Raw genomic sequence first — 18,356 nt, 5'->3', positions numbered from 1 at the left:
ATAAAGGATTATGTCTCATTACGAAGCACCTATAAGAAAACCTTTAGTAACCGGTGATAAATCATACCATGATGTAACTCTGGATGTTGTAGCAGCGGTAGAAGGAAAAGCAAATAAATCTTGGTGGATTGTCTTTTCTATTTCACTTATTGCTTTCCTGTGGGGAATAGGGTGTATTATATACACAGTATCTACAGGAATAGGAACCTGGGGATTAAATAAAACAGTAGGATGGGCCTGGGATATCACCAACTTTGTTTGGTGGGTAGGTATAGGTCATGCGGGAACACTTATTTCTGCAGTATTATTGTTATTTCGTCAGAAATGGAGAATGGCAATTAACCGATCTGCAGAAGCAATGACAATTTTTGCCGTTGTTCAAGCGGGGTTATTTCCTATCATACACATGGGACGTCCATGGTTGGCATATTGGGTATTACCAATCCCTAATCAGTTTGGATCATTATGGGTGAACTTTAATTCGCCATTACTTTGGGATGTATTCGCAATATCTACATACCTTTCAGTATCACTAGTTTTTTGGTGGACAGGTTTATTGCCAGATTTTGCAATGATTAGAGATCGCGCAATAACACCTTTTAATAAAAAAATATATAGCCTACTTTCTTTTGGATGGAGTGGTAGAGCAAAAGATTGGCAACGTTTTGAAGAAGTATCTCTAGTACTTGCAGGATTAGCGACACCACTTGTACTTTCTGTACATACAATTGTATCATTTGATTTTGCTACTTCAGTAATTCCAGGATGGCATACCACAATATTTCCTCCTTATTTCGTAGCAGGAGCTGTGTTTTCTGGATTTGCAATGGTAAATACGCTTCTTATTATTATGAGAAAAGTATCTAAATTAGAAAATTATATTACTATTCTACATATAGAGTTGATGAATATTGTAATTATGATTACAGGTTCTATTGTAGGAGTTGCTTATATTACAGAGTTATTTGTAGCATGGTACTCAGGAGTAGAGTATGAACAATATGCATTCCTTAATAGAGCGACAGGACCCTATTGGTGGGCATATTGGGCTATGATGACATGTAATGTGTTTTCACCACAGTTTATGTGGTTCCCTAAATTAAGAAGAAGTATCATGTTCTCTTTCTTTATATCTATAGTAGTAAATATAGGAATGTGGTTTGAACGTTTTGTGATTATTGTAACTTCACTTCATAGAGATTACTTACCATCATCATGGACGATGTTTTCACCAACTTTTGTTGATATAGGTATATTCATAGGAACTATAGGATTCTTTTTTGTACTATTCTTATTATATGCAAGAAGTTTCCCTGTAATTGCTCAGGCAGAAGTAAAATCAATTTTGAAATCTTCTGGAGAAAAGTATAAAAAACTAAGAGAAGCAGGAATAGATCATAGAGATGAGCTTCCTAAAGTTCAGGCTAAAATAACTAGAGAGGATAATCAAGCAGAACAATTTAAAAATAACTAATAGTATGGCATCAAAAGTTATACATGCACTATATATAGATGACGACATTCTGATGGATGCCGTAAAAAAAACTCGCGAAAAGCATTATCACATAGAAGATGTGTTTACTCCTTTTCCGGTTCATGGGTTAGATAAAGCGATGGGACTACCTCATACACGTCTTGCGATTACATCTTTTTTATATGGTTGTGTTGGATTAACAGTAGCAATTTTAATGATGAATTTCATAATGATTGAAGACTGGCCACAAGATATAGGAGGAAAACCTAGTTTTAGCTATATTGAAAATATGCCGTCCTTTGTACCAATCATGTTTGAACTTACTGTATTTTTTGCAGCGCATTTAATGGTAATTACTTTTTATATGAGAAGTAAATTATGGCCATTCAAAAAAGCAGAGAATCCTGATGTAAGAACTACAGATGACCATTTTTTAATGGAAATTAGTGCAGGAAATCACGATGTAAACGAGCTTACTAGCTTTTTAAGTGATACAGGAGCAGTAGAAATTAAAGTAATAGATAAGGAAGAAGATAACCATTAGTAATAATGAAGAATACTATAAAAATATTAGCGTTGGCAGCAGTTATAATTAGTGTTGTTTCTTGTCAAAAAGATACAAAACCAAATTATCAATATATGCCTAATATGTATGAATCAGTAGGCTATGAACCTTATGGAGAATACAGCGTTTTTCCTGGAGGACAGGAAGCGATGTTACCAGCCAAAGGTTCTATACCTAGAGGATGGATGCCATATGATTTTGAAAATTCTAGTGCGGGTTATCAAAAAGCTAAGGATACTTTAAAAAATCCTATTAGATATACCAAAGAAAATGAAGAAGAAGGGAAAGAGTTGTACGATATTTACTGTGCTATATGTCATGGTGAAAAAGGAAATGGAAAAGGGACACTTGTAAAAAGAGAAAAGATTTTAGGAGTACCAAGTTATGATGATATAGGAAGAGCTATTACAGAAGGTAGTATATATCATGTAATGTATTACGGAATTAACTCTATGGGATCTTATGCAGCTCAGACTAATGAACACGAGCGTTGGCAGATTGTTCAGTATGTACAAAAGTTGAAAGCTGATCTTGAGGGTAAAGCACCACGAGTTGATACTGATATAGCTGTTGTAAAACCAGCAGTAGAAGAAGTACATCACGAAGAAGAAGTAAAACACGATAACGCACACTAGTGCACTAGTAAAAGTTAAGAATAACGATATTATAAAGATATGTATACGCTATCAAATAGGTTAAAATTATTTTCTATCATCCTTATGGTTGTTGGTCTTGTGGGACTTATTATTGGATTTGCACAAAGACCAGGGTCTATAGAAGAGGTAAAAGAAATGATGGCAGCGCACGATGCTCACGGAGGAGGTCATAGCGAAGCACAAGCCGCAGATCATGGAAAGTCACATGGTAATGAAGATGCTCACGGTAATGAAGATGCTCATGGAGGTGATGCACACTATGAACATGTTTTGCATCAATTACAAAATAAACCTTGGGCTTCTTTATATGTTGCAGCATTTTTCTTTTTTATGATCGCATTAGGAGTATTAGCATTTTATGCAATACAATTTGCATCACAGTCAGGATGGTCTCCAGTATTATTTAGAGTAATGGAAGCGATAACAGCTTATCTTGTTCCTGGGGGAATTATCCTTTTTGTAATTTTAGCATTATCAGGATTTCATATAAATCATTTATTTGTTTGGGCAGATCCAGAAGTTGTAGCACATGATGCACTTCTACAAGGTAAAGCAAGTTGGTTAAACGGTACTTGGTTTATTGTTAGAGCCGCATTATTTTTAGGGGGATGGTTGCTATATCGTCATTTTGCAGTAAAATACTCTAGAAAACAAGATGAAGACTCAACGGGGGATAAATGGTATAAGAAGAGTTTTAAAATTTCTGCAGGATTCTTAGTATTCTTTATCTATACAGAATCAATGGCATCTTGGGATTGGATTATGAGTTTTGATCCACACTGGTTTAGTACATTGTTTGGATGGTATGTATTTGCAAGTTTATTTGTTTCTGGTATTACTACAATTGCATTAATGACTATTTACCTAAAATCTAAAGGTTATTTAGAATTTGTAAATAATAGTCATATTCATGATTTAGCTAAGTTTATGTTTGGGATTAGTATTTTCTGGACATACCTTTGGTTCTCTCAGTTTATGTTGATCTGGTATTCTAACATACCTGAAGAAGTAACTTATTTTATCACACGTATAGAAGATTATAAACTTCCATTTTTCGGAATGTTGGTGATGAATTTTATTTTCCCAATATTGGTATTAATAAACAGTGATTTTAAACGAGTAAACTGGTTTGTTGTTATGGCAGGTATAGTTATCCTTTGTGGTCACTATATAGATGTGTTTAATATGGTAATGCCTGCAACTGTCGGAGAATCGTGGTTTATAGGTATTAGCGAAATTAGTGCAGTGTTATTGTTTTTAGGACTCTTTTTATTCGTAGTATTTAAAGCATTAACCAAAGCCCCTTTATTACCTAAAGGAAATCCATATATAGAGGAAAGTAAACATTTCCATTATTAAAAATTGAATTGTAAAAAAAGAAGATAGATAAAATGACTGTATTCTTAACCATAGTAGTTATAGCGCTTTTTGGAATCACATTGTGGCAAATGTCAAAAATATTGAAATTGTCTCAATTAAATAATGATGACAATTCTCAAGTCGCTAATGATAAGGATAATAATTTACACGGTAAGTTGATGCTTGCGTTTGTGATATTCTTATACCTATTGACCATATATTGTTTTGTACAATATCATACTTTTTTCCTTCCACAATCAGCTTCTGAGCATGGTATAGATTATGATATGTTGATGATGATATCAATGGTATTGATTTTTATTGTACAATTCATAACACAAGGATTATTACACTTCTTTGCATATAAATACAGAGGAAAGAAAGAGAATAAAGCATTGTTTTTTGCAGATAATGATAAATTAGAATTTATCTGGACAATTATCCCTGTTATTGTACTTGCAGGATTAATTATATACGGATTATTTACTTGGACTGATATCATGAATATTGATGAAGAAGAAGGAGATCCATTAATAGTTGAATTGTATGCATATCAATTTGACTGGAGAGCAAGATATTCAGGAGAAGATAATGTGCTAGGAAAAGCTAATGTGCGTTATATAGAAGGAGTAAATACATTAGGTGTTGATGTTTCTGATAGTTATGGAAAGGATGACAAGATAACTACAGAACTACATTTGCCAGTAAATAGAAAAGTTATTTTTAAGATGAGATCTCAGGATGTATTACATTCTGCATATATGCCATTTTTTAGAGCTCAGATGAACGTGGTTCCTGGGATGATTACGGAGTTTGCATATACACCAATACTTACTTCAGAAGAAATGAGAAATAGCGATGCTATGATCGAAAAAGTAGCTACAATTAACAAGATTAGAAAAGAGAAAACTAAAAAATTAGTGGCTGCTGGAGAAGAGGCTTTAGAAGAATATACATTTGACTATTATTTATTATGTAATAAAATATGTGGGACATCTCATTATAATATGCAAATGAAGATTATAGTAGAATCTGAAGAAGATTATCAAGCTTGGATAAAAGATCAAAAGACTTTTGGAGAGCAAATATCAGCACAAGCGAGCAACTAAGAAAAAATATTAATATATCATATTAAACAGCATAAGGATATGTCAGCAATAGCAAACGTACACGATCACGAAGAAGACCATGCTCATGATCACGGACATCATCATAAAGAAACATTTATTACCAAATATATTTTTAGTCAGGATCATAAAATGATCTCTAAACAGTACTTGATTACTGGTTTGATTATGGGTATTATTGGTATTGCAATGTCTCTATTATTTAGAATGCAATTGGCTTGGCCTGATCATGAATTTACTATATACGAAGTATTATTAGGTAAGTTTGGTAAGGACGGGATAATGGATCCGAGTATATACTTGGCATTGGTTACAATACATGGTACTATCATGGTATTTTTTGTACTAACTGCTGGTCTAAGTGGAACGTTTAGTAACCTCCTTATTCCATTACAGATTGGAGCACGTGATATGGCTTCAGGGTTTTTAAACATGGTATCATACTGGCTATTCTTTTTGAGTAGTGTAATCATGGTATTATCGTTATTTGCAGAAGCAGGACCTGCATCAGCAGGTTGGACAATTTACCCTCCATTAAGTGCATTACCACAAGCAATAGGAGGCTCAGGAATGGGGATGACATTATGGTTGGTGTCTATGGCGATATTTATAGCATCTTCATTATTAGGGTCTTTAAATTATGTTGTTACAGTAATAAACTTGAGAACTAAGGGAATGTCGATGACTCGTCTTCCTTTAACTATATGGGCGTTCTTTGTAACTGCTATTATTGGTATTGTTTCGTTCCCAGTATTATTATCAGCAGCACTATTATTGATTATGGATAGAAGTTTTGGTACATCTTTCTACTTAAGCGATATTTATATTCAAGGAGAGGTATTGCATAATCAAGGAGGTTCTCCAGTGCTTTTTGAACACTTATTTTGGTTCTTAGGACATCCAGAAGTATATATTGTATTACTACCTGCTTTAGGAATTACATCAGAGATTATTGCTACAAATGCTCGTAAACCTATATTTGGATATAGAGCGATGGTTGCATCAATTTTAGCTATTGCTTTCTTATCAACAATAGTATGGGGTCATCATATGTTTATATCAGGAATGAATCCTTTCTTAGGATCAGTATTTACCTTTACAACATTATTAATTGCAATACCATCTGCTGTAAAATCATTTAACTATATAACTACTTTATGGAAAGGTAACCTGCAATTTAATCCTGCAATGTTATTCTCTATAGGGTTAGTTTCTACATTTATTACAGGAGGACTTACAGGAATTATTCTTGGTGATAGTACATTAGATATTAATGTTCATGATACTTATTTTGTAGTGGCACATTTCCACTTAGTTATGGGTATATCTGCTCTATATGGTCTATTTGCAGGAGTATATCACTGGTTCCCTAAGATGTATGGTAAGATGATGAATAAAAGTTTAGGATATGTACACTTTTGGGTTACTGCTATTGGAGCTTATGGAGTATTCTTTCCGATGCACTTTGTAGGAATGGCAGGATTGCCAAGACGTTATTATACAAATTCTAACTTCCCGTATTTTGATGATTTAGCAGATACGAATGTATTGATTACAATTTTTGCTTTTATCGCGGCTGCAGCACAATTGGTATTCTTGTATAATTTTATCGCCTCTATTTTCTTTGGTAAAAAAGCAGTTCAGAACCCATGGAGGTCAAATACTATGGAGTGGACTACACCAGTAGAACATATACATGGTAACTGGCCAGGAGAAATACCAGAAGTACACAGATGGCCTTATGATTATAGTAAGACTAATGAAGATGGAGAATATGTAATTGCAGGACAGGATTTTGCTCCTCAAATTATTCCTCTTCAAGATGGAGAAGAAGAGATGCATCATTAATAATAAATAATTCGCTTTAGCCGAATATTAAATAAAATATAAAATAAAAAACACTCAAGGAGTTATACTCTCTGAGTGTTTTTTATTTTGATGTTAGCGTTCAGCGGAAAAAATGAAATATACAATACCTCTTTTATTAATAATCATTTTATCATTAATACTTTTTATAGGACACTTGAACAAGAATAGTTTTATTAATAGATCTGATTCTATAACAAAAGCAGATACAATTAACCCTTTAAAGTGTAACAATAAATTTTATTTTATTTCATCAACAGACACAATTCCCATCTTAAACTTAGATATTAAAACTCCCTATTATTTAGCTAGAAATGATATCTCAAATCTATATTATAATGAGGATTTGTGTGAACTCTGTTCACAAGTTGAATTTAAAATACCTTTTAATATTGAAAACGAAAATGGATTCTTGAAAATCATGACTGATTTTGACACTCCATATTGCGGTAAGTGTCCAATTCCCATGAGATTAAGACATTATTATCATATTGAAATTAATAATAAAAATCAGTTATTTGTAGAAGATCAATTAAGAAATGTTAACTCGTTACAATTAGATATAGAAAAATACCTTTTAGGAATTGGCGAAAATAAAATGGGTCCAAAATCCTTTGATCAAGTAAATTATTTAATCTATTGGGGAAAAGGAACAAATAAAATGTTTTTAGATTCTATTTTGACAAAAATATATAATGCTCACTTAAATAGTGTCGAAATTAAGATTCGTGAATCTAATAAGGATTTCTGTTTACTTAGTAAAAAAGAGCTTCTAGATTTAAAAAATGATTATCCACTCCGTATAGAATTTGACCTTGGTAAGTTTGAGAAAATGAAAGAAAATATTGAACGGAATTTTAAAACCAAAGTGAAGAACATTTCATTATGAATAAAGCCGAAACGCTAACATTATATATGAAATCAGATCAATTTAACGCTAGATCGAAAGATAATTTCCTTTTTGCAATGGCGCTAAATTTTTATAAATTAAACAAGAAATAAAAATGCGCAAATAGATCGATTGGTTCAGGCTTGCTTGCCTTGCTCCGACACATATATTAAACGATACACGGATTTTATTTTTTTAATATTTAGTCTTAATATATTACTTGACAATTGGGTAATACATATTTTATTTTTTCAATTTCTGATGTAGATATTGGATTTCCTTTTATAATGATTCCTTTTAAATTAGTTAGGTTTTTGATAGATTCGGGTAATGTAGTCAATTGATTTGCTTCTAGAGAAAGCACGATTAAATTGTTTAGTTCTCCAATTGATTGAGGTAAATGAGTTAGTTGATTTTTTTGTAGATATAAGTATTCTAAACTAGTTAGTTTCCCTATTGATTCGGGTAATTTTGTTAATTGATTTCCTTCAAAAGTTACTTTTTTTAAGCGATTAAGCTTTCCTATAGATTCAGGTAGTTTAGTTAGGTTATTGTGATTTACTTCTAACCATTCTATTGTATTAAGTTTGCTTATAGAGTTAGGTAGTTCAGTTAAGTTATTTTTTCCTATAAAAAACCGCTTTATATTCTTAAGCTGGTCTATAGATTCAGGTAATTTAGATAACTTGTTTTTAGTTAAATTAAGATGCTCTAGAGAATACAATTGACCAATAGATTTTGGTAATTCTGTCAATATATTAGTGTGTAAATCGAGTGTTTTCAAATTAATGAGCTTATCAATAGAGTTAGGTAATTTAGACAACTGATTTTTTGATAATGCTAATGAATTTAAGTTAGCGAGTTTGTCTATGGATTTAGGTAAATCAATCAATTCATTTTCATTTAAATTAAGACTTTCTAAATTTACTAGCAGTGAAAAAGATTTTGGTAGTTTTTTGATTTTATTTTTACGTATACTTAGATCTTTTAATGTTATCAAATTTCCAATAGATATAGGAAGCTCAGTTAGTTGGTTTTCTTCAAGGTTCAATGATACTAATTTGGTTAAATTTCCAATAGATTCAGGTATTTGGGATAATTGGTTTTTATGTAAATACAGAGATTCAATATTTGTGAGCATTCCTATAGAATCTGATAGTTTTGTGATGTTACTTTTTCCAAGATTAAGTGATTGGAGGTTATTAGCATTTTGTATAGCCTTTTGTAATCTAGTAATCTTTTCCTGAGCTGATATGGTATTAATGAGATATATAAAGAGTATGCTTAAGAGTACTTTTTTTGACATTGCCTTATTTTTTTAGTTTGTATAAAAGTAAAAATATTTAGGGACGTATTTTACACTATATACAAGGATATACAAAAGTGTTTGTCTTTTATGAATAAGGGATATTATATACGGTTGCTATCTGGATAAAGGCTCAGCTTTTTCTATTATCTTTGTGATGATTAAAGAATACTCTATTATACTATTTTTTTATTCAATTCAGCACATGAACGAAAATCTTAATCCAACAAACGAAAATTTCTCTAATGAAGATCTTGATATTGAAAAAGCATTACGGCCTCTTGCTTTTGAAGATTTTGCTGGTCAGGATCAAGTTCTTGAAAACCTAAAGATTTTTGTGCAAGCAGCAAACTTAAGAGATGAAGCTCTTGATCATACATTATTTCATGGTCCTCCTGGTTTAGGTAAAACTACTTTAGCTCACATTTTAGCAAATGAATTAGGGGTAGGAATAAAAGTTACCTCTGGTCCTGTATTAGATAAGCCTGGGGATTTAGCAGGGCTATTAACTAATCTAGATGATAGGGATGTACTATTTATAGACGAAATTCATAGATTAAGTCCTATAGTAGAAGAATATTTGTATTCTGCAATGGAAGATTATAAGATTGATATTATGATCGAGAGTGGTCCTAATGCACGTACTGTTCAGATTAATCTAAATCCATTTACTTTAGTTGGAGCGACAACACGTTCGGGATTATTAACAGCTCCAATGAGAGCTCGTTTCGGGATTCAATCTCGATTACAATATTATACTACAGAATTATTGTCTACTATAGTACAGCGTAGCGCTCATATACTTAATGTTCCTATTTCTATGGAAGCTGCAATAGAGATAGCAGGTAGAAGTAGAGGAACACCAAGAATAGCTAATGCTTTACTGCGTCGTGTACGAGATTTTGCACAAATTAAAGGAAATGGTAAAATTGATATAGAGATATCAAGATATGCATTAAAAGCACTTAATGTAGATGCACATGGTTTAGATGAGATGGATAATAAGATCCTACTAACGATGATTGATAAGTTTAAAGGAGGACCAGTAGGTTTAACTACAATAGCAACGGCAGTTAGTGAAAGCCCAGAGACTATAGAGGAGGTGTATGAACCTTTTTTGATCCAGCAAGGATTCATTATGCGTACACCACGTGGTAGAGAAGTAACAGAAGCAGCCTATAAACATCTAGGAAGAATAAAAGGAGGAATCCAAGGGGGATTGTTTTGATCTCTTACTAAAACTAGACTATTTTTTAATTATATAAATGGTACAATAAATGAGTAGTATTCCTACAGTTTCTTTTTTTACAATATTAAAAAACGGAAATCAAATTCTTAAAAACCCACTTCCTTTTCATCATAAGAATTTTGAGAAGTTAGGTGATATTTTTAAGGTTCAATTAGGATTTAAGGGATCAGTTATTTTTACTCGTGATGCTAGTTTTGCTAAGCATATGTTACAAAAACAGCATAAGAAGTATACAAAATCTTCGTTACAGACCAAAGATTTGGCAAAATATATAGGAGAAGGATTGTTAACATCTAGTGGAGAGAAATGGTTACAACAAAGAAGGTTAATCCAGCCGGCATTCCATAAAAAAAAATTAGAAGTACTTATAGAAACCATAAAAGAGGTAATTGATGAAGAGTTCTTAAAGATAACCTCTGATAAAACAATTGATGTTTTTCCTTTAATGAGTGATTTAGCATTTAAGGTAGTCGCAAAATCATTATTTAGTTATACAGATAGTACTGAAGCTATTTCTCGTTTGCAGTATATAACAGAAGCTGTTCAGAGATCTCTAATTAAAGAAATACGTCAACCTTATAAACGATGGTGGTTTTATCTTAGTGGAAAAATTAAAAGTACACTAAAACTAACTCAGGAAGCTCAAGATATTCTGAATACACTTATAGAAGAAAGAAAAAAATCTGATAAAATCTATAACGATTTATTAGATATGTTATTAGCAGCAAGATATGAAGATGGTAGTGCAATGGATAATAAGCAACTCATTGACGAAATTTTGATTCTATTTGTTGCGGGGCATGAAACCACCTCTAATGCATTAACTTTTACAATATTATTATTAGCTCGTCATCCCCAAATTCAGCAAAAAGTGTATGAAGAAGTTTCACAACAGGTAGTAGGAGGATCCCTAATAGAAGAAATTACAAAACATAAGTATACTAAGCAATGTATTGAAGAATCGATGCGATTATATCCGCCTGCATATTTCTCTGATCGCGTAGCTATTGAAGATGATAATTATGATACCCTTAATCTAAAAAAAGGAACCACTATGTTGATTTCATTTTATGAAATCCATAGGCATAAAGATTTTTGGAGTGATCCAGAAAAATTTGATCCAGATCGATTTGCTTCAGAGGTTGACAAAAAAGGATACTCTAATTGTTATTTTCCATTCGGGGCAGGACCAAGAATGTGTATCGGTAATAATTTTGCAATGTATGAAATGATTATTGCTATAAGTACTCTAATAAAAAAATATAAAATAAGTACAGATGTAGATGAGATCGAAGTAGAACCTTTGATTACACTAAAACCAAAAAATGCAATACTAAGATTTAACTTAAGATAAGTGCTTTCTGTATTTTTGTAAGAGCAAAAGCAATATGATATACTAGAAGGGAGATAGTATTGATACTACTGATTTTTATTAATTATCAAATAAGGAATTTAGATTATGAATAATAAGCTTAATAATTAGGTTGATGCTAAAGAATAGCTATAGTTGAACTTAAAAACTAAATATTCCCAATTTATTAAATCCGAAGCAAAACGCCTTGGATTTCTGTCATGTGGTATCTCTAAGGCAGAATTTCTAGAAGAAGAAGCTCCACGCTTAGAGAAATGGCTGAATAATAATATGCATGGAGAGATGCAGTACATGGAGAATCATTTTGATAAACGTCTTGACCCGACTAAACTGGTTGATGATTCAAAAAGTGTAATATCATTACTTCTAAATTATTTCCCTTCTGAAAACCAGAAAGATCCTGATGCTCCCAAGATTTCTAAATACGCATATGGGACTGATTATCATTTTGTGATAAAAGATAAGCTAAAAGAGCTTTTGCAAAGTATCCAAGAAGAAATCGGAGAAGTGCACGGGCGAGCTTTTGTAGATTCGGCACCCGTACTAGATAAAGCATGGGCAGCAAAAAGCGGATTAGGATGGATTGGTAAAAACAGTAATTTGTTAACCCAACAGGTAGGTTCCTTTTACTTTATAGCAGAATTGATTATAGATCTCGATTTAGCATATGATATGCCAGTTACAGATCACTGTGGTACCTGTACGGCATGTATTGATGCATGTCCTACACAAGCTATTGTAGAACCTTATGTGGTAGATGGGAGTAAATGTATATCCTATTTTACAATAGAACTTAAAGCAGAGATCCCTAATTCATATAGTGGGCAATTTGATGATTGGATGTTTGGTTGTGATGTATGCCAAGATGTATGCCCTTGGAACCGTTTTTCAAAACCTCATAATGAACCTTTATTTAATCCTAAGCCAGAATTATTGACGATGTCAAAAAAAGAATGGCAAGAGATTACTCAAGAAGTATTTTCGAGAGTTTTTCAGAAATCAGCAGTAAAGCGAACTAAGTTTTCTGGATTGAAACGAAATATTAAATTCTTGGAAGATTAATCGGTAATATTATTGAATTCACAAAAAACAGAAGGTTTTTCTCATATTATATAGGCAAATTCTAATATCCTATATTTTATACCCTATAATCGGTTATTTTTACCACGGAATATAAGGGGTATACATAGTTTTTTACTTGAAATCATATTCTACAAATGATTTTGTTTAATGACATTTTCAAATTGATGAATAATTCAATTTTATGGAGTTGTTTCATATAGAAAATCATACCTCCTCAAAAAAACGCTGTTTGTCCATATTATGTTGTATATAGTCCACACCGAACTATTTACTTCTAGGATTGACATGATATTTGTTGATTATGTAATGTGTCACAAATAAAATTTATTTTTTATAAAACAATAAGTAAGTATAAATGAAAAAAACGTGTAATAAATTATCACAATTACTCTCCGTAATAGTATTATTGGGAGTGTTCGTACTGACAGGATGTAGTAGCGATGATAGTAATTCAGAAGGAAATACATTAACAGCAAATGCAGGACCAGATCAGATTGTTCAGCAAATTAAAAAAGTGCAGTTAGATGGTACTGGATCAAAAGATAGTAGTGGACAGACATTTAAATATCTATGGGAGTTTTCCACTGTTCCAACATCGAGTACCTCGACATTAACCAATGCAACTACAGTATCACCATCTTTTACCCCTGATGTGGTAGGAGAATACGTAGTACAACTTACTATTTCTAATGCAGTATCAAAAAGCATAGACACGGTAAAAATAAAAGTAACAGAATCGGGAGTAGTGGAACTAGAAGGAGTTATAGAGGAAGATATAGTTCTTAAGAACCTAGTCGATACACCAGGAGTAGCAGATTATTGTGTTAATAGTAATGTAGATCTAAGAGCGGTAATGACTATAGAACCAGGAGTAGAAATTCATTTTGCTGCGGATGTGTTATTAGAAATAGGAGATAAAGGAGTACTGATTGCAAAAGGAACACAAGATAAGCATATTGTCTTTACAGCTAAGGATCAGTCTAAACCATGGAGGGGTATTGGTTTTGTATTGTCTGATGATGTTAGAAACGTAATGGACTATGTCGATGTTTCATATGCAGGGAGTGATATAGTTTCTATTGTAGATAGAAAAGCAGGGTTAGGGCTGTCTAGCTTTAGTAAACTTAGTTTTACAAACTCATCAGTAACACATAGTAGTGCTATTGGAATGTTTGTAGAAAACAATGTAGAGTTAATTGCGTTTGCTAATAATCGTTTCGAAAATAATACTGAGAGGCCATTGGTATTACCTGCAAGTGAAGTAGGAAAATTAGATGCGGCATCACAATTTAGCCTTTCTAATGGAGATAATAGTATAGAGATTCATGATGGCTCTGTTCAATTAGATGAGCCTACTACTTGGCAATCATTTAATGATAAGACACCATATTATGTGACAGATAATATTAAGGTAGATTCAGAATTAAATATTATGCCTGGAGCGGTTCTTATGTTTGATGCAGATAAATCATTGACAGTAGATGATTTAGGAATATTGATAGCAAAGGGAGCGGCAGATAATCTAATACGTTTTACAGCAAAGGATCAATCTAAACCATGGCGAGGTATAGGGATTATATTGTCAAAAAGTGTTAGAAACGCATTAGACTATGTAGAGATAGCATATGCAGGTCTTGATAAATTTTCTGTTTTGGATGAAAAATCAGCATTAGGAGTTTCTTCTTTTAGTAAATTAAGTTTTACCAATTCTAAAATAGTAAATAGTGTAAGTAATGGAATGTTAATAGAAGAGAATGTAGAATTACAAGGGTTCTCTAATAATATTTTTGAAAACAATGCAAGTACTCCACTTATTGTTTCTGCAGATTCTATGCATAAATTAGATGCTAAATCACAGTTTGGAACAAGTAATGGTAATGATTATGTAGAAATTTTAGGAGATGATATCGATTTTGATACAGATATCACTTGGAATGCCTTTGATGATGCTACACCATACATGTTATCGGGTGATTTAGATTTTCAATCAGGCGCTATTATTGCACCAAAGGCAAAATTTTTAATAAAATCAGATGTAGAGATTGCTGTAAGTAATTCAGGTTTTCTTTCTATAAAAGGAGGTTCTGCAGCAGGTAGAATTATATTTACAGCATTTGATACAACATTGCCTTGGCGAGGAATTGCATTTATGACAAATAATGTACGTAATGAAGTAGACTATGTAGAGGTATCTTATGCTGGGAGTGATTTAATAAGTAACTTTAGTAAAAAAGCAAATATTGGAGTTAATGCATTTGATAAAGTTAAGATTACAAATACAATAGTAAAAAATGGAGTAGGATATGGTATTCTTGTAGAAAAAAATGCAGAAACTAATGCAGATATAGAAACTAGTAATACTTTTACTAATAACACATTAGGGACAGTATTTTTTGAAAATTAAATAGATATAACTTAATTAAAAAAAAGTATGCTGCGTTATTATAATCATATTTAGATTCTTCTGTTCGCATACATAAATAAATGCTTAAAGAAGTGATTTGTAGAGGAACGGCAGTATATCTGTAGTAATTTTATACTAATAACTTATAATGAATTAAATACCATAGGTATTAATGAGGGAATGTTATAATCCTCATAGGTTTTAAAACCTATGAGGATTTTTTGTAGTTATTGGGTGAATCAATAGAGAATATGTTTAATAAGGAGGGGAGTAGAATTTATACTCAATTTAGGGTTAATTTAATTTGTTTAGAAGGGTGTGTTAAAAAAGTAGGTTCTAAAACCTACTTTTTTTAATATTATTTTCATTTAATTTTTGCATCTCATACATACTTGTACCTTTGTATTTCATAACGTATCTTGATTCAATATGAGTATCGAAAGTAAAAGAAGAGAAGCTTTAGTGTATCACGCAAAGCCTACCCCAGGAAAAATTAAAGTTGTTCCCACAAAAAAGTATGCAACCCAAAGAGATTTATCATTGGCATATTCTCCTGGTGTAGCAGAACCTTGTTTAGAAATAGAGAAGAAAAAATCAGATGTATATAAGTATACTGCAAAAGGAAATCTAGTTGCAGTAATATCTAATGGAACCGCAGTATTAGGATTAGGAGATATCGGTCCTGAAGCTTCCAAACCCGTTATGGAAGGTAAAGGATTGCTTTTTAAAATTTTTGCTGATATTGACGTATTTGATATCGAGGTTGATACTAAAAATATTGATGCCTTTATAGAGACGGTAAAAAATATAGCACCAACATTTGGAGGAATAAATTTAGAAGATATTAAAGCTCCAGAAGCTTTTGAGATCGAAAGACGACTAAAAGAAGAACTGGATATTCCAGTAATGCATGATGATCAACATGGTACTGCTATAATTTCTGCTGCAGCATTATTAAATGCATTAGAAATAGCAGATAAAAAAATCGAAGACGTAAAGATAGTAGTTAGTGGAGCAGGCGCTGCGGCAGTATCGTGTACACGACTATATAAAGCTTTTGGTGCTAAGGCAGAAAATATTGTCATGACTGATAGTAAAGGAGTGATTCGTAAGGATAGAGGTAATCTTACCCCCGAAAAATCAGAATTTGCTACAGATCGAGATCTAAATGATTTAACAGATGCAATGAAAGATGCAGATGTATTTGTTGGTTTATCAATGGCAAATTTAGTAACTCCAGATATGTTGATATCGATGTCTGATAACCCTATTGTTTTTGCCATGGCTAATCCAGATCCAGAAATAGAATACGATCTTGCAATAAAAACTCGAAAGGATATTATTATGGCCACAGGAAGAAGCGATCATCCTAATCAGGTAAATAATGTCTTAGGATTTCCTTTTATTTTTAGAGGAGCTCTGGATGTAAGAGCAACAGCAATTAATGAAGAAATGAAAATGGCTGCTGTAAAAGCATTAGCAGAACTGGCTAAAGAACCTGTCCCAGAGCAGGTAAATATCGCTTATGGCGAAACACGCCTTAATTTTGGTAAAGAGTATATAATACCTAAGCCTTTTGACCCAAGATTAATAGCTAAAGTACCTCCTGCAGTAGCAAAAGCTGCGATAGAAAGTGGTGTGGCTACCGCTCCAATTACGGATTGGGATAAATATGAAGATGAACTGTTGGAACGTATGGGGAACGATAATAAGTTAGTACGATTATTATTGGATAGAGCAAGAACCAACCCAAAGAGAGTTGTATTTGCTGAGGCAGATCATCTAGATGTATTGAAAGCAGCACAGACAGTAAAAGAAGAAGGAATTGCTTTTCCAATATTACTAGGGCGTAAAGATGTTATTTTAGAACTGATGCAAGAGATTGATTTTGATGCAACAGGTGTTGATATTATTGATCCTAAGGCAGATGAAGAATGTGAACGTAAAAATGGATATGCTAAAAAATATTGGGATGCCAATAAGCGCAAAGGGATTACACTCTATGATGCAGAAAAATTAATGCGAGAGCGTAATTATTTTGCAGCGATGATGGTTAATGGAGGAGATGCAGATGCATTGCTTTCTGGATATTCCAGAAGTTATCCTACTGTAGTAAAACCAATGTTAGATCTTATTGGATTAGCAAAAGGAGCGACTAGGATTGCTACCATGAATGTAATGATGACAGATAAAGGGCCTTTATTTATAAGTGATACCTCTATAAATATTAATCCCTCTTCTAAAGAATTAGCTAAGATAGCACAGATGACTGCTAAGACAGTAGAAATGTTTGGTGTTAAACCAGTTATAGCAATGGTTTCCTATGCTAATTTTGGTTCTTCAAAACATCCAGCAGCAACTAAAGTAAAAGAAGCAGTGGCATATTTACATAGATATTATCCCAATCTAGTTGTTGATGGAGGATTACAAACTAACTTTGCTTTAAATAGAAAAATGCGAGAAAGTAAATTTCCATTCTCTAAACTTAATGGTAAAAAAGTGAATACATTGGTGTTCCCTAATCTAGATTCAGCAAATAGTAATTATAAACTGTTAAGTGAAGTAAATAATGCAGAATCTATAGGACCAATTATGATGGGAATGGATAAGCCAGTTCATATCCTTCAGTTAGGAGCAAGTGTAGAAGAGATTATAAATATGGCAGCAGTTGCAGTAATTGACGCTCAGGAAAAAGAAAAAAGAGAACTACATATAGAATTAATTACTAAAGAAATATAAAAAAAACCTTTTAATCTATAATAGATTTTAAAAGCTTTATACATACTAAAATCAAAAAATCATGACTGTAAAAAAGTTGTGATTTTTTCTTTTTAATATTCTTGGTGTAAACTTGATATCATACTATCCTGATTTAAGTCATATATTCTTTATGTGCTAATAGGTCGGTATTCATATATAGAATACTTTGTTTCTATAGGTATTATTCTTAAACATCTGTTTTTTGAAATTTTACATTGTAAAATTTCAAAAAACCACAACAAAACT

The 18,356-nt window shown here is 32.2% G+C and carries 13 protein-coding genes; 12 read left to right on the top strand and 1 reads right to left on the bottom strand.

The window, feature by feature from the left end; genetic code table 11:
* Positions 1-10 precede the first annotated feature (10 nt).
* The 7 genes from nrfD to N456_RS10275 all read left to right on the top strand — a co-directional run bounded on the left by nrfD (position 11) and on the right by N456_RS10275 (position 7,936).
* The gene (gene nrfD, locus N456_RS10305; protein ID WP_062056577.1) at positions 11-1,474 is read left to right on the top strand and encodes an NrfD/PsrC family molybdoenzyme membrane anchor subunit; all 1,464 of its coding nucleotides are present in this window, start codon (positions 11-13) and stop codon (positions 1,472-1,474) included.
* A 4-nt stretch (positions 1,475-1,478) separates the two neighbouring features.
* Positions 1,479-2,018, top strand: coding sequence for a DUF3341 domain-containing protein (locus N456_RS10300; RefSeq protein WP_062056576.1), 540 nt, complete (start codon positions 1,479-1,481; stop codon positions 2,016-2,018).
* A 5-nt stretch (positions 2,019-2,023) separates the two neighbouring features.
* Positions 2,024-2,674, top strand: a complete 651-nt coding sequence (locus tag N456_RS10295) for a c-type cytochrome (RefSeq protein WP_082422499.1) — start codon at positions 2,024-2,026, stop codon at positions 2,672-2,674.
* A 39-nt stretch (positions 2,675-2,713) separates the two neighbouring features.
* Positions 2,714-4,054 (top strand): hypothetical protein, encoded by a 1,341-nt coding sequence (locus tag N456_RS10290; RefSeq protein ID WP_062056575.1) that lies wholly within the window; start codon positions 2,714-2,716, stop codon positions 4,052-4,054.
* 32 nt (positions 4,055-4,086) lie between these two features.
* A complete protein-coding gene (locus N456_RS10285) occupies positions 4,087-5,163 on the top strand; it encodes a cytochrome c oxidase subunit II (protein ID WP_062056574.1) in 1,077 nt (358 codons plus the stop codon).
* A 39-nt stretch (positions 5,164-5,202) separates the two neighbouring features.
* Positions 5,203-7,029, top strand: coding sequence for a cytochrome c oxidase subunit I (locus N456_RS10280; RefSeq protein WP_062056573.1), 1,827 nt, complete (start codon positions 5,203-5,205; stop codon positions 7,027-7,029).
* Positions 7,030-7,141: 112 nt separating this feature from the next.
* On the top strand, positions 7,142-7,936 hold the full coding sequence (locus N456_RS10275; protein ID WP_062056572.1) for a hypothetical protein: 795 nt from the start codon (positions 7,142-7,144) through the stop codon (positions 7,934-7,936).
* Positions 7,937-8,144: 208 nt separating this feature from the next.
* On the opposite strand, the gene N456_RS10270 is transcribed toward N456_RS10275, so the two are convergent.
* A complete protein-coding gene (locus N456_RS10270; protein WP_062056571.1) occupies positions 8,145-9,242 on the bottom strand; it encodes a leucine-rich repeat domain-containing protein in 1,098 nt (365 codons plus the stop codon).
* Positions 9,243-9,447: 205 nt separating this feature from the next.
* Here N456_RS10270 and ruvB point away from each other — a divergent pair, with 205 nt between their 5' ends.
* From ruvB to N456_RS10245, 5 genes are all read left to right on the top strand, one after another.
* Positions 9,448-10,470 carry a Holliday junction branch migration DNA helicase RuvB gene (gene ruvB / locus N456_RS10265; protein ID WP_062056569.1) on the top strand — a complete coding sequence of 341 codons (1,023 nt, stop codon included), beginning with the start codon at positions 9,448-9,450 and terminating at the stop codon, positions 10,468-10,470.
* Between the two features lie 49 nt (positions 10,471-10,519).
* Positions 10,520-11,845, top strand: a complete 1,326-nt coding sequence (locus N456_RS10260) for a cytochrome P450 (protein ID WP_062056567.1) — start codon at positions 10,520-10,522, stop codon at positions 11,843-11,845.
* 153 nt (positions 11,846-11,998) lie between these two features.
* Positions 11,999-12,925 (top strand): tRNA epoxyqueuosine(34) reductase QueG, encoded by a 927-nt coding sequence (queG, locus tag N456_RS10255; RefSeq protein WP_062056565.1) that lies wholly within the window; start codon positions 11,999-12,001, stop codon positions 12,923-12,925.
* A gap of 376 nt (positions 12,926-13,301) precedes the next feature.
* On the top strand, positions 13,302-15,350 hold the full coding sequence (locus N456_RS10250; RefSeq protein ID WP_062056563.1) for a PKD domain-containing protein: 2,049 nt from the start codon (positions 13,302-13,304) through the stop codon (positions 15,348-15,350).
* A gap of 429 nt (positions 15,351-15,779) precedes the next feature.
* The gene (locus N456_RS10245; protein ID WP_062056561.1) at positions 15,780-18,089 is read left to right on the top strand and encodes an NADP-dependent malic enzyme; all 2,310 of its coding nucleotides are present in this window, start codon (positions 15,780-15,782) and stop codon (positions 18,087-18,089) included.
* Positions 18,090-18,356 lie beyond the last annotated feature (267 nt).

Origin of the sequence: Aquimarina longa SW024, assembly GCF_001401755.1 — a bacterium.
In the GTDB taxonomy this organism is placed as follows: Bacteria; Bacteroidota; Bacteroidia; order Flavobacteriales; family Flavobacteriaceae; genus Aquimarina; species Aquimarina longa.
The sequence above is the reverse complement of the archived record's forward strand: the minus strand, read 5'-3'. Positions and strand labels throughout refer to the sequence as shown.